Origin of the sequence: Mycetohabitans endofungorum (assembly GCF_037477895.1) — a bacterium.
Classification (GTDB): domain Bacteria; phylum Pseudomonadota; class Gammaproteobacteria; order Burkholderiales; family Burkholderiaceae; genus Mycetohabitans.
Window position 1 is genome coordinate 149,556 of the sequence record NZ_CP132745.1, and the last position, 12,930, is coordinate 162,485.

Here is a 12,930-nt window from a genome sequence, read left to right on the forward strand (position 1 = left end):
GTTTTGTGATCAAGGAATCGATCATGTCTTCGATCAACTACAGCGACAAGATCCCCAACAACGTCAACCTGGCCGATGACCGCGTGTTGCAGCGTGCGCTCGAGCAGTGGCAACCGAATTTCTTGTCGTGGTGGAATGACATGGGGCCATACGGTAGTCAACTCGACAACGTCTACCTACGCACCGCGGTGAGCGTCGAGCCCGGCGGTTGGGCCCATTTCGACTATGTCAGAATGCCAGATTACCGGTGGGGCATCTTTTTGGCGCCTGGCGAGCCCGACCGTAAGATCCACTTCGGCGAGCACCGCGGCGAGGCGGCGTGGCAGGACGTGCCCGGCGAGCATCGCGCGCACCTGCGGCGCATTATCGTCACGCAGGGCGATACCGAGCCCGCGTCGGTCGAGCAGCAGCGGCACCTCGGGCTAACCGCGCCATCGCTGTACGATTTGCGTAACCTGTTTCAGGTCAACGTCGAGGAAGGCCGGCACCTGTGGGCGATGGTGTACCTGCTACACCGCTATTTCGGTCGCGACGGCCGCGAGGAAGCGGGGGCGCTGCTGGAGCGCCGCTCCGGCGACGAAAATAATCCTCGCATCCTTAGCGCGTTCAACGAACGCACGCCGGACTGGCTGGCGTTTTTCATGTTCACGTACTTCACCGATCGCGACGGCAAGTTTCAACTGTCGGCGTTGGCCGAATCGGGCTTCGATCCGCTGGCCCGCACGACCCGCTTCATGCTGACGGAGGAGGCGCACCATATGTTCGTCGGCGAGTCTGGCGTGTCGCGGGTGATCCAGCGTACCGCTCAGGTCATGAACACGCTGCGTACAGACGATGTGAGTGCACTGCGGGCGGCGGGCGTGATCGACTTGCCGACAATCCAGCGCTATCTGAACTTCCATTACTCGGTGACCATCGACCTATTCGGCGCAGACCAATCATCCAATGCCGCGGCGTTCTACTCATTAGGTTTGAAGGGGCGTTTTGAGGAAAGCAAGCGGGATGACGATCATCGGCTCGATACACAGCACTACCGGCTACTCGACGTGCACGACGCTCAACTGGTCGAGCGCGAGGTGCCGATGCTCAACGCGATAAACGAAGTGCTGCGTGACGACTATATCAAAGACTCGATGGCCGGCGTTAACCGTTGGAACAAGGTGTTGGAGAAGGCGGGCATCGAGTCGAGACTGAGCGTGCCGCACAAGGCATTCAACCGCAAAATCGGCGCGTTTGCCGGCATGCGCGTGTCGCCGGACGGTCGGGTGATCGACGAAGCCGAATGGACGGCCAACGAGGCGAGTTGGCTGCCGACGCCGGAGGATCGCGCGTTCGTGGCCTCGCTGATGGGCCGCGTGGTCGAGCCGGGCCGGTTCGCAAACTGGATCGCGCCGCCGGTGATGGGCATCAACCGGCAGCCCATCGACTTCGAATATGTCAGGTTTAATTGACCGCTGAAATGCGCCGGCGCCGATGGCTATGTTGAATCAACACTTGATCGATCCGCAGATTTGCATCCGTTGCAATACGTGCGAGGAGACGTGCCCGAATGATGCGATCACGCACGATGCGAACAACTATGTCGTGAAGGCGCAGGTCTGCAATGGCTGCATGGCGTGTGTGCCGCCGTGTCCGACCGGCGCGATCGACAATTGGCGCCAGGTGTCCGAGGCCGATGCGTACAGTATCGACGCCCAGTTTGCCTGGGACGAACTCCCGTCTCAGCAGCCGATCGCCCAGCAGGGCGCCGGCGTGAGCGTCGCGAGCGTTTCGCACCGGTTGGAACATTTGTCGGATAGCGGCAGCGACGTGCTGCGGGGTGCCAGCGTGCCGCCGTGGTCGGCGGCCAGAGCGCATGTGAATTTATATAAACAGGAGGCGCCCGCTACGGCAGTTGTGGCGGGCAACTATCGCTTGACGGACGAGACTGCCGACAGCGACATCCATCACATCGTGCTGGACTTTGGCACGACGTTCTTCCCCATACTCGAAGGCCAATCAATCGGTGTCGTGCCGCCGGGCGCTGCGCCCAATGGCAGGCCGTACCACGCGCGCCAATATTCGCTGGCCAATCCGCGCGACGGAGAGCGACGCGGCTGCAACAATGTATCGCTCACGGTCAAGCGCGTGATGCGCGATCACGATGGCAACCCTACCCGCGGCGTGTGTTCGAATTACTTGTGCGATCTGCGCAAAGGTGACCGGGTGGCGGTGATCGGTCCATTCGGCAGTACGTTCCTGATGCCGAACCACCCCGGTTCACACCTATTGATGATCTGCACCGGCACGGGCGCCGCGCCGATGCGTGCGATGACCGAATATCGCCGCCGACATCAATGCGACGGTGCGGCCGGCCAGCTGATGCTGTTCTTTGGCGCGCGCACGCCGCAGGAGTTGCCCTATTTCGGGCCACTGACGAATTTGCCCAAGGGTTTCATCGATGCCGACCTTGCATTCTCGCGCGTGCCGGGACGGCCGAAGCGGTACGTGCAGGATGCCCTGCGCGAAAGAGCGGCCGACGTGGGGCCATGGCTGGCGGACCGCAATACCCATGTCTATGTGTGCGGCCTGAAGGGAATGGAAGAAGGGGTGCTGCTCGCGCTCAGGGACATTGCACAGTGCCATGGATTGGATTGGCAGCGGGTGTGGGCCGACCTCAGACGTGAAGGACGCCTGCATTTGGAAATCTATTGATCGGCGGCGACCGCGCTACGTTAGCGCGCGTTATGGAAGGAGACTCCGAGCGCGTGTCGGCATCCGGAACGCAACAGACTGACGCTATGGCGGGAGTGGACTCAGTAGATGCCGCGTGTGCCTTGCACCGGTCGCTCATTAACGGCGATACCACCGCGGGAGCACCGCCGACCTCCTGGCCAACCGAGGTGCCACTGTCGCACGTGCGGCGCTCGATTCTACACGCAGTCGTGCCAGGTCGGATGGACAAGGTGCGATCATCGGTACCGTGACCACGACGGTTGTCAACGGCGAAGCCGTGCAATTGATCGGATTCGGCACGGGCGCCCGGGCAGCGCGTATCGGCCGCAATCCGGCAACGGGGGCGCAAATGCAGATCGACGCAGCCAAGACCGTCAAGTTCATCCCCGGCAAGGCGTTCAAGGACGCGGTGAACGCCGCGTGACGCCGCGCCGTGCGCAGGCATGTCTACCTGCGCTCGATGTCAAAACAGCTGCTGACCCAGGCCGGACAGGTTGATCCATTTGACCGTGCTCCTCAACGTTCGCCCTGTTTCATCGATCGATTCGATCGTGCCAGCATGTGTTCCGAACACGGGCGCGAGGCGAGCATCGCGCCACGCGTCGCGCACCCTGGGAGGGAAAGTCCGTGGGGCAAGTATTCTAACTTTTCTCCGAAGGTTTTCTACCTGACAACCGAAAAACGCTCCTATAATTGCCCCAGCTTTGCCGGCCGCAGCTGGAACAACCTCCGGTGCGCGAGCGTGGTGAGCGGGGCAGGCGAATCGCTTGCGCAATACAAGACGCACGTTGTCTTTCCGAACCTAGGCCTCCAACTTGGAGGCGGTCGCACGTCGGGTCCCGCGCAAGCTGTCTTCATCGCAGGCCCGAGTCCCATCGACGGACGCCAATCGCGTCCCGCTGCGGGTATTGTTCGATTGCGCAAGTCATTTCGTTTGCCGAATGACTGATACCTACAATCGAGGAGCGCCCTGAACATGCTGTCACGTCTTTCCTCTATCTGCTTTGCGGTTACCTGTTTTGCTCTAAGCGCGGCGGCGCACGCGGAGACGGTGCAGATTGCCATTGCGGGACCGATGAGCGGTTCGGTGGCGCAGTACGGCGACATGGTCAAGGCCGGCGCGCTGACGGCGATTGAGCAGATCAACGCGGCGGGAGGAGCCGGGGGCAACAAGCTGGAGGCGGTGTTGCTGGACGACGCGTGTGAACCGAAGCAGGCGGTGGCGGTGGCCAACAAGGTGGTGAGCCAGCACATTAAGTACGTGATCGGGCACGTGTGCTCGGGTTCGACGATTCCAGCCTCGGATATCTATGAGAACGAGGGGACCGTGATGGTGACGCCGTCGGCGACGGCGCCGCAGCTGACCGAGGGCAAGAAACGGCACTTCATTTTTCGCACGATCGGGCGGGACGACCAGCAGGGGCCGGTGGCGGCGCAGTACATCATCGGGCATGTAAAGCCGAAGAAGGTGGCGGTGCTGCACGACAAGCAGTCGTACGGGCAAGGGATCGCGACGTCGGTGAAGAAGGGCCTGGAGGTGGCCAAGATTCCAGTGATGATTTTCGAGGGGCTGAACGCGGGTGATTCGGATTACTCGGCGATCGTCACGAAACTCAAGTCGCAGGGGGTGGACTTCGTGTACTTTGGCGGGTACCACCCGGAGATGGGGCTGTTGTTGAGGCAGGCGCGCGAGCAGGGGGTGAAGGCTACGTTCATGGGACCGGAAGGGGTGGGGAACAAGGACGTGACGGCGATTGCGGGGCCGGCCTCGGAAGGGATGCTGGTGACGTTGCCGGCAGACTTCACGGCGGATCCGGCCAACGCGGCACTGGTCAAGGCGTTTGCGGACAAGAAGCGTGACGCGAACGGGCCGTTTCAGATGCCCGCCTACGCGGCGGTGCAGGTGATTGCCCAAGCGATCACGGGAAGCAAGTCGACGGATCCGGCGAAGGTGGCCGCGTACTTGCACCAGCATACGTTCAGCACGCCAATCGGCAAGGTGGCCTATGACGCGCAGGGCGACTTGAAGTCGTTCAAGTTCGTGGTCTACACCTGGCACAAGGATGCGAGCAAGACTGTCGCGAACTGATCCGCCTACGCCGCCTCGGGGCCCACACCGGCTGCATGCCGGCTCTGCGAGCGGCATACTTGCGCGTTAGCACGTGTCACTGCCGCACTGCGTCTGATGCGTGGCGCGATGTGGGGCAATGCCGTGCCGGCACCCACGGGGACTCCCGCATGAACGACTTTTTTCCTCAATTCGCCCAGCAGTTGGTCAACGGCTTGACGCTGGGCGCAATCTATGCACTGATCGCGATTGGCTATTCGATGGTGTACGGCATCATCGGCATGATCAACTTTGCGCACGGCGAGATTTATATGATCGGCGCGTACGTGGGGCTGGTCGCGCTCACGGCGATCGGCGTGCAAGCAGGTTATCCGCTGCTGCTCGTACTCGGCGTGGCGCTAGTGGTGTCGGTGGTGGTGACCGGCGCGTACGGCTACGCAATCGAGCGCGTCGCATACCGCCCGTTGCGCGGCGGACCGCGGCTGGTGCCGTTGATCTCGGCGATCGGCATGTCGATCTTTTTGCAGAACTACGTGCAGGTCGGTCAGGGATCGCGCGACCTGTCGGTGCCGGTGCTCATCTCCGGCGCGCTCGAATTCCAGTTCGGCGACGGCTTCGACGTGACACTGCCGTACTCGCGCCTGGTCATCGTCGGCGTGACGCTCGTGCTGATGATCGCACTCACGTTATTCATTGGGCACTCGAGAATGGGCCGTGCCTGCCGCGCGTGCGCGCAGGACATGCAAATGGCGAACTTGCTTGGCATCGACACGAACCGGGTCATTTCATTTACGTTCGTGCTGGGGGCGATGCTCGCGGCGGTGGGCGGCGTGCTGATTGGCTTGTCGATCGGCAAGCTGAATCCGTACATCGGGTTCGTGGCCGGCATTAAGGCGTTTACTGCGGCGGTGCTCGGCGGCATTGGCAGCATTCCGGGCGCGATGCTTGGCGGCGTGCTGCTGGGACTGGCCGAGACGTTCGCATCGGGCTACATGCCAGCCGAATACAAGGATGTGGTGGCCTTCGGGCTGTTAGTGCTAATTCTGCTGTTCCGGCCGACTGGCTTGTTGGGTAGGCTCGACGTGGAAAAGGTATGAGGACGACCATGGGCGCATATCAAACGACGGTCGGCATGCAGACGGTCAAGCATGCCGCGCTTGCGGCGCTGCTCACAGCATTGCTGACGGTGCCGGTGCTGGGCCTGCGGCTGCGCCTTGAAGGCTATCAAGTGGTGCTTGAGCCTCACTGGCGGCCGGTGTGGCTCGCGGTGGGCGCGGTATTCGTGTTCCAGCTGTGCAAGCCGCTGCTCGCGCGCGCCACGCACGGCGTGCGGCTGCCGACGTTGCCGCCGCTCAGTGCACGGCACCAGCGGCGGCTGGTCTGGGCGCTGTTCGGCGTGGGGTTGGTCTGGCCGTTTTTCGGCTCGCGCGGTGCGGTAGACATCGCTACGCTGGCGCTCATCTACGTGATCCTGGGACTCGGGCTGAACATTGTGGTGGGCTTCGCGGGATTGCTCGACCTGGGCTATGTGGGCTTCTACGCGGTGGGTGGCTACACGTATGCGATGCTGAATCACTACTTCGGGTTGTCGTTCTGGCAATGTCTACCGCTGTCGGTCGGTGCATCGGCGATCATGGGCTTCCTGCTCGGCTTCCCAGTGCTGCGCTTGCGCGGTGACTATCTAGCGATTGTCACGCTGGGCTTTGGCGAGATCATCCGGTTGCTGGCCAATAACTTGACCAGCCTGACCGGTGGTCCGGATGGTATCTCCGGTATGCCGAAGCCGACCGTGTTCGGCTTAGAGATGGCGCGCAGCGCCAGCGTGGAAGGCACGCGCACTTTTCATGAAGTGCTGGGCCTGGCGTACCGCGGCGAGCACATGGTGATCTTTCTGTACCTACTGGCGCTGCTGCTGGCGGGCCTCACGCTGTTCGTGACAAGCCGCCTGATCCGCATGCCGATGGGGCGGGCATGGGAAGCCCTGCGTGAGGACGAGATTGCATGCCGCTCGCTCGGGCTGAATCCCACGCGCATCAAGCTGTCGGCTTTTACGCTCGGGGCGTCGTTCGCCGGGCTCGCCGGTGCGTTCTTCGCGGCGCGCCAAGGGCTGGTTAATCCGGAGTCGTTCACGTTCATCGAGTCCGCCCTGATCCTGGCGATCGTGGTGCTGGGCGGGATGGGCTCGCAACTTGGCGTGATCCTTGCCGCGATTGTGCTGACGGTGCTTCCGGAGCTCGCCCGTGGGCTGGCGGAATACCGGATGCTGCTGTTCGGCCTGGTGATGGTGCTGATGATGATGTGGCGCCCTCAAGGATTGTTGCCGGCTAGCCGCGTACACGTGGAGTTGCCGCGATGAGCGCCGCGCTATTGGAAGTATCGGGCCTGCAAATGCGCTTTGGCGGGCTGCTCGCGGTCGATGGCGTCGCGTTCGACGTGCGGCGCGAGGAAGTGTTCGCGATCATCGGGCCGAACGGCGCGGGTAAGACGACGGTGTTCAATTGTGTGGGCGGATTCTATCGGCCCTCGAGCGGGCGGATCGCGCTGGATGGCGAATCGATCGCGGGGCTCAGCAGTCACCTCATTGCGCAACGTGGGCTGGTGCGCACGTTCCAAAACATCCGACTGTTCCAGTCGTTGACGGTGGTCGAGAACTTGCTAGTCGCGCAGCACCGGTTGACACAAAGCGGACTGTTGCGCGGGTTGCTGGCCACGCCGGCATATCGGCGCGCGCAGCGCGATGCACTAGCGCGTGCGGCGCGCTGGCTCGAGCGCATGGGATTGAGTGCGGTGGCTAACCGGGCTGCGGGCACACTGTCGTACGGTCACCAGCGGCGCTTGGAGATTGCGCGCTGCATGATCACCGGGCCGCGCTTGCTGATGCTCGACGAGCCGGCTGCGGGGCTCAACCCGCAAGAGAAGATCGAATTGCAACAGCTGATAGACGGGCTGCGCCGGGAATTCGGCGTGGCGGTCCTACTCATTGAGCACGACATGGGGCTGGTGATGAACGTGTCGGACCGCATTTTGGTGATGGAGCACGGCCGGCCGATCGTGACCGGCCGCCCGGACGAAGTGCGCAATGACGAGCGCGTGATCAAGGCCTATCTGGGAGAGGAGTGATGCTCAGGCTGGAGCAGGTGCACACGCACTACGGTGCAATCGAGGCGCTCTCGGGGGTGTCGCTGGAGGTCCGGCGCGGCGAGATCGTCACGCTGATCGGTAGCAACGGGGCGGGTAAGACAACGTTGATGATGACCGTATGCGGCACGCCACGGGCATCAAGTGGACGGGTGCTGTTCGATGGGCAGGATATCACGGCACTGCCCACGCACGAGATTATGCGTATGGGACTGGCGATTTCGCCAGAAGGAAGGCGCGTGTTTCCGAGCCTGACCGTCCTCGAAAATCTGAAGATGGGAGGCTTCTTCGCGAGTCGGCATGAGATCGACGCAGGGCTTGCGCACGTGTACAAGCTCTTTCCACAACTGGAGCGCCGCATGCACCAGCGCGCGGGCACGATGTCGGGTGGCGAGCAGCAAATGCTGGCTATCGGGCGCGCGCTAATGAGCCGGCCCCGCTTGCTGTTACTGGATGAGCCCACGCTCGGGCTCGCGCCACTGGTGATCGCACAGATCTTCAATATTATTCGCGCGATTCGCGACGAGGGCGTGACGGTGTTTCTGGTCGAGCAGAACGCGAACAAGGCACTGCAGGTGGCCGATCGCGGCTACGTATTGGAAACCGGCCGCGTGATACTGGCCGATACCGGCGCGAATCTGCTGGTCAACGAACGCGTCAAAAACGCGTATCTCGGCGGCTGACCGCACGGCGCGCCTGACGACGGCACGGTCACACCTGACGGCACGGCCACATCTGACGGCATGGTCACATCCGGCGGCATGGCCACACTCGGTGGCACGGCCACGCCGCCAGACCGGTGCGGCCATGTGGTCAAAGCCGATAGTCGCCAGCCGCCTCGGGCTGGAACACGATCTGCTCGACCTTTAGCATTTGCGGTGCCCCGCTAGGGGGCGTTACGCGCAATTCGTCGCCCGGCCTCGCGCCGAGCAGCGCGAGGCCGACCGGCGAGAACACGTTCAACCGTCCTTGCGAGAAGTCGGCGTCTGGTGGGTAAACGACGGTCCACGTCATGTGTTCGCCGGACGACGGATTCGACAGCGTCACAGTCGAATTCATCGTGACGACGCTCGGGTCGATGTCGGTGGCCTCGACCACGGCCGCGCGCTCGAGCAGGGCATCGAGCATCGCCTGGTAGCCGGATTGTGAGCTCGCTTGTGCCGCATGGCGCTCGAGTCGGTCGACGTCGGTTTCTGTCAAATAGCAGGTCTTCATCTCGTTTCTCCAACACAACGAAAAGTTAAATAGTTGGGGGCGCCCGGTACCCGCCCAGACAGCGGCTGAAACAGGGGCCGCTCAGTGCGAGTGCCGGGCCGATGAAAGCGGTGCCGCAGCAATGTATCGGAGCAGGTCGGTACCGGGTCGGTCCGTCCGGATCGCGCGCGCGTCTGCCGCCACGCGCGCGGTGTGGCGACGTCGCAAACGCATCGGGAACAGGAACACGCGCATGGCGGGGCTCGACCGGAGAACGGAGAATGAAGAAAATAACACGATGCTATCACAGCGTGCCGTATCAGGTCGCTGTGCAGACCATGCGTACTGTGTCTATTTCAAAAACAATGCGAATCAGACGATCCGCATTCCCAAGGATATGCAAGTTGAGGGCGTCACGGAACTGGAAATCCGGCGGGAAGGAAGCACGATCTTGCTGCGTCCGGTGCGGGCAAATTGGACTTCGTTTGCCAATGAGGCCAAAGCCGAGAACTACTACTAGCCTGGCCCTGTCTTGACGCAGCGCTTCCGGTATCTTCATTGAAGATGCAAAGTGCTTGCCAATCTTGTTGCGTGTTTCTACAATGGATAAACATTAGGAGGTCGTGATGGAACTCAAGATTCAAAAATGGGGCAATAGCGCTGCAGTTCGTTTGCCGAGTGTGCTGCTTGAACAGATCAACGCGTCGGTCGGCAGTTCGCTCAACGCCGACGTGCGCCCGGATGGCGTGATGCTGACCCCGACCCGCCGCAAGTATTTGCTGGACGATCTTGTTGCCCAGTGCGACACGAAGGCGGTTTTTCCGGGCGACATGGCGGCATGGGGCGAGGTCAAATCGGTGGGACGTGAAGCATGGTGAGGCGGGTCAAGTTCGAGCGCGGCGATATCGTGCGCGTGAGCCTGAATCCGACTGTGGGGCGAGAGCAGCAAGGCGATTTTCGCCTGGCGCTCGTTCTATCTCCGGCGGCGTTCAACGCCTTAGGCGTGGCGCTCGTTGCCCCGATCACCCAGGGCGGCGAATTGGCTCGCTTTGCTGGCTTCGCCGTACCGCTTTGCGGTTCTGGAGCTGAGACGCAAGGTGTTGCGCTCGTCAACATGGCGCGTATGCTCGACTTGGAGGCGCGCGGCGCGCGTAAGGTCGAACGCGCACCGGTTGAAGTGGTTGAGGACGCGCTGGCTCGGTTTCAGGCGATTATCGAGTGAGGAAAACGCGATGAGCAACGAGTTCTGGAACCGGATGTACGCGCTGGGCAACACGCAGCGGTAGGTCGGCGACGCGAACAATCCGCAAGCGCGCTAGTCTGCGATGTAAGGTGCTTCCGTCATCAACAAGAACGGCTGGCGTGCCTGGATCGAGCATCATAAGGCAGGCGAGCGGCTGTATGAGAGCGGGCGCGAAAACGCGTATCGCCAGGCGGCTCAGTGGTAATGGAAAATAGCAGCTCGTTACGCAATGTCAGTGCCGAGCAGGCCGAGGCGTCGCTTCGCGACTCGAACGTTAGACTCGCACTCAAGCCTTGACGTCAGAAGGAGCGAAGCCTGCGGCATTCATGTCATGGGTATGAAGCCCGTCGGCGCTACAAACTGTAAGATTTCGCGTGCAGGCGTGGCAGGTCAAAAATTGTGATGAGAGAAAGTGATGGATTCGTCTCTACAGCCTATGCTGGAAGCTGTTAACGTCGCCAAGGCGGAGCTTGATGCGGCGCGTCCACTGCCGCCGCATACGGTCGCATCGCTGCGCGAAAAGCTGATGTTGGAATGGACGTACCACTCGAACGCAATCGAAGGCAACACGCTAACATTGCGCGAGACGAAAGTGGTACTGGAAGGCATTACGGTGGGGGGCAAGTCGCTGCGTGAGCACTTCGAGGCCACGAACCATCGCGACGCTATTCTCTACGTCGAGGAGATCGTCGCGAAGAACGAGGCGCTGTCCGAATGGCAGATTCGCAACATTCACGGCCTAGTGCTGAAAGGGATCGATGACAAAGAGGCCGGCCAGTATCGCCATGAGAACGTGGTAATCGCAGGCGCTAGCACGACGCCGCCGGACTTCCTGCATCTGCCGGCCGAAATGGCCGCGCTCATTGACTGGCACGCGCAAGCGCAGACGGTGCATCCTGTCACGCGTGCGGCCGAGCTGCATACACGGTTTGTAAAGATCCACCCGTTTGTGGACGGTAACGGCAGAACGGGGCGACTGTTGCTAAACTTCGAGTTGATGAAGTTTGGCTATCCACCTGCCGTTATCCGTAAAGAGGATCGCCTTGCTTACTACGACTCATTGGATGAGGCGTGCGTGACAGGCGATTACAGTGGCATTACGCGGTTGGTCGCTGCGTCGGTTCAGCGTGCTCTCGACGCATACCTTGATGTGCTCGGTCTGCGTGGGGATCACCGGTCCGACGATAAGTCGCCGTCACCCGGTTTTTAGATGTAAAGAAAACAATCGGATCGGAAAATGCGTGCTACGCGCGCGTCTGAATGCTGAAAGTCCACGCGCCGATTTTTACAATGGCGTCTCGCAGTGTGGGCAGTTTTCCTGGATAAAAAGCCAAGAGCTTTGCCCAGGTCTTGGTCTGGCCGTGCTGAGTTTCTACTTCGAGCATCCGTTTAGCGTCGGCGCTGCGCACATCACTGGCGACTTCAGGCAGGTCACCATGCATCAGCTCTCTCAATCTTCTATCATAAGGCTCGGTATACGCATGAACTCTCGCATGTTACGTGTAATACGAGGTTTCGTGCGCGGGCCTGACCGGCGATTAACATATCGTAGGGGCCAATGGGGGGCTTGCGGCTGCAAGCTGTGCGCGAATTTCGCCGGCATGCTGCGCAATTCTCTCGATCAAACGCCAGCGTCTCTAACTGCAACGCTTCAATACGTGCGAGATTGGCATCGATATGCTGGCTTTTATAAGCACCGTAGAATAGTTCATGAGCGACGATTGGTGGTAAGCCAAAGTCCTTGGGGGTATGCGCTTGTAGTCGCGTCAGTAGGGTTGGTTTCCCTTTCAGAATTGCGATGATCGCATTCGCACCAAGCAAGTATTTCATTGGAACACATCTAAAGCTGCGCGTGTTTGCCCGATGGGCTGTTCGGTAGCAGCCCTCTCAAATTCGGTATCGAGCGGACCGATAAGCGGCGCGAGCCAGTCCCAACTGTTCGGTACTGGTTCTAGGATGACCTGTGCGCCGTGGCGACGGGTTCGAACCTCGTAGCGTCAAATCGAAAGTTCTTGGGCAAGCGGATGGCCTGCGAGCGGCCGGTCCAAAACATTTTAGCTGTATCCATGATGTGCCTCGTATGATAGGTACCAATAGTATCTATCGCTATAGCGAAAAAGTTGGAATGGGAACCTTGGATGTTATCAGTCACAGCGTGAGGCAATGACGATGGTAGTGCTTAAGCTCAACAGGTTGCTGGAGACGATCGCATGCGAACATCTGGACATTCCCACGCTCAAAACGCGCTACTTGGATCGCCTTGATTTTTACAACGTTGCTCTCTACTGTCTTCGGTCAGCGCTGCTTACGGCCTTCGAGGTCGAGCGTGCAGAAAGCGGAGGCTGCACACCGTACTTCGCCCTCGACAGTTAAGGCTGCTGGCATAGCATACTGCGTATTTCGGTGAACGTGATCAGTGGTCCCAATTGTACGGGTGCAATCTTTACCTCGCGTCGTCATCTACTGAGAGCTTGGCAAGCCGGGGGCGTTCATGTACGACAGTAACATCATCCCATGAGGCAACACGCCACCTACACTGATCGCATGATTCGGACGCAGTGAGGGCAAACAT

The 12,930-nt window shown here is 60.8% G+C and carries 15 protein-coding genes and 2 pseudogenes; 13 read left to right on the top strand and 4 right to left on the bottom strand.

Annotated features, from left to right (window positions below):
- The first annotated feature begins 23 nt into the window (after positions 1 to 23).
- The 8 genes from boxB (at position 24) to RA167_RS12970 (ending at position 8,604) form a co-directional block, all read left to right on the top strand.
- The gene (gene boxB / locus RA167_RS12935; protein ID WP_076788602.1) at positions 24 to 1,451 is read left to right on the top strand and encodes a benzoyl-CoA 2,3-epoxidase subunit BoxB; all 1,428 of its coding nucleotides are present in this window, start codon (positions 24 to 26) and stop codon (positions 1,449 to 1,451) included.
- A 22-nt stretch (positions 1,452 to 1,473) separates the two neighbouring features.
- Positions 1,474 to 2,694: a benzoyl-CoA 2,3-epoxidase subunit BoxA gene (boxA, locus tag RA167_RS12940; RefSeq protein WP_076788009.1), complete on the top strand. Its 1,221-nt coding sequence runs from the start codon at positions 1,474 to 1,476 to the stop codon at positions 2,692 to 2,694.
- A gap of 175 nt (positions 2,695 to 2,869) precedes the next feature.
- Positions 2,870 to 3,139 (top strand): HU family DNA-binding protein, encoded by a 270-nt coding sequence (locus RA167_RS12945; RefSeq protein WP_076788010.1) that lies wholly within the window; start codon positions 2,870 to 2,872, stop codon positions 3,137 to 3,139.
- A gap of 552 nt (positions 3,140 to 3,691) precedes the next feature.
- Positions 3,692 to 4,804 carry a branched-chain amino acid ABC transporter substrate-binding protein gene (locus tag RA167_RS12950; RefSeq protein WP_076788011.1) on the top strand — a complete coding sequence of 371 codons (1,113 nt, stop codon included), beginning with the start codon at positions 3,692 to 3,694 and terminating at the stop codon, positions 4,802 to 4,804.
- A 149-nt stretch (positions 4,805 to 4,953) separates the two neighbouring features.
- Positions 4,954 to 5,880, top strand: coding sequence for a high-affinity branched-chain amino acid ABC transporter permease LivH (gene livH / locus RA167_RS12955; protein WP_076788012.1), 927 nt, complete (start codon positions 4,954 to 4,956; stop codon positions 5,878 to 5,880).
- Between the two features lie 8 nt (positions 5,881 to 5,888).
- A complete protein-coding gene (locus RA167_RS12960; RefSeq protein WP_370643033.1) occupies positions 5,889 to 7,139 on the top strand; it encodes a high-affinity branched-chain amino acid ABC transporter permease LivM in 1,251 nt (416 codons plus the stop codon).
- Positions 7,136 to 7,903, top strand: a complete 768-nt coding sequence (gene livG / locus RA167_RS12965; RefSeq protein ID WP_076788014.1) for a high-affinity branched-chain amino acid ABC transporter ATP-binding protein LivG — start codon at positions 7,136 to 7,138, stop codon at positions 7,901 to 7,903. Before RA167_RS12960 ends, livG begins: the two co-directional genes overlap by 4 nt.
- The gene (locus RA167_RS12970; RefSeq protein ID WP_076788604.1) at positions 7,903 to 8,604 is read left to right on the top strand and encodes an ABC transporter ATP-binding protein; all 702 of its coding nucleotides are present in this window, start codon (positions 7,903 to 7,905) and stop codon (positions 8,602 to 8,604) included. The genes livG and RA167_RS12970 overlap by 1 nt, the downstream gene beginning before the upstream one ends.
- A gap of 130 nt (positions 8,605 to 8,734) precedes the next feature.
- Here the strand turns inward: RA167_RS12970 and RA167_RS12975 are convergent, their stop codons facing one another.
- Positions 8,735 to 9,136: a GreA/GreB family elongation factor gene (locus tag RA167_RS12975; protein WP_076788015.1), complete on the bottom strand. Its 402-nt coding sequence runs from the start codon at positions 9,134 to 9,136 to the stop codon at positions 8,735 to 8,737.
- Positions 9,137 to 9,453: 317 nt separating this feature from the next.
- Between RA167_RS12975 and vapB the strand changes: the two are divergent.
- From vapB to RA167_RS12995, 4 genes and pseudogenes are all read left to right on the top strand, one after another.
- Positions 9,454 to 9,623, top strand: a pseudogene (gene vapB / locus RA167_RS12980) (type II toxin-antitoxin system VapB family antitoxin); the annotation flags it as partial.
- Between the two features lie 118 nt (positions 9,624 to 9,741).
- Complete coding sequence (locus RA167_RS12985) at positions 9,742 to 9,993, top strand: AbrB/MazE/SpoVT family DNA-binding domain-containing protein (RefSeq protein ID WP_076788016.1); 252 nt, start codon at positions 9,742 to 9,744, stop codon at positions 9,991 to 9,993.
- On the top strand, positions 9,987 to 10,337 hold the full coding sequence (locus RA167_RS12990; protein ID WP_076788017.1) for a type II toxin-antitoxin system ChpB family toxin: 351 nt from the start codon (positions 9,987 to 9,989) through the stop codon (positions 10,335 to 10,337). The genes RA167_RS12985 and RA167_RS12990 overlap by 7 nt, the downstream gene beginning before the upstream one ends.
- Positions 10,338 to 10,773: 436 nt before the next feature.
- Positions 10,774 to 11,568, top strand: coding sequence for a Fic family protein (locus RA167_RS12995; protein ID WP_076788018.1), 795 nt, complete (start codon positions 10,774 to 10,776; stop codon positions 11,566 to 11,568).
- Positions 11,569 to 11,602: 34 nt separating this feature from the next.
- On the opposite strand, the gene RA167_RS13000 is transcribed toward RA167_RS12995, so the two are convergent.
- From RA167_RS13000 to RA167_RS13010, 3 genes and pseudogenes are all read right to left on the bottom strand, one after another.
- The gene (locus RA167_RS13000) at positions 11,603 to 11,800 is read right to left on the bottom strand and encodes a hypothetical protein (RefSeq protein ID WP_076788019.1); all 198 of its coding nucleotides are present in this window, start codon (positions 11,798 to 11,800) and stop codon (positions 11,603 to 11,605) included.
- A 19-nt stretch (positions 11,801 to 11,819) separates the two neighbouring features.
- Entirely contained in the window at positions 11,820 to 12,188 is a 369-nt protein-coding gene (locus RA167_RS13005) for a PIN domain-containing protein (protein WP_217697110.1), read from the bottom strand.
- A pseudogene (locus tag RA167_RS13010) lies at positions 12,185 to 12,426 on the bottom strand (antitoxin). The gene RA167_RS13005 and the pseudogene RA167_RS13010 overlap by 4 nt, the downstream one beginning before the upstream one ends.
- A gap of 101 nt (positions 12,427 to 12,527) precedes the next feature.
- Between RA167_RS13010 and RA167_RS13015 the strand changes: the two are divergent.
- On the top strand, positions 12,528 to 12,731 hold the full coding sequence (locus tag RA167_RS13015; RefSeq protein ID WP_076788020.1) for a DUF6900 domain-containing protein: 204 nt from the start codon (positions 12,528 to 12,530) through the stop codon (positions 12,729 to 12,731).
- Positions 12,732 to 12,930 lie beyond the last annotated feature (199 nt).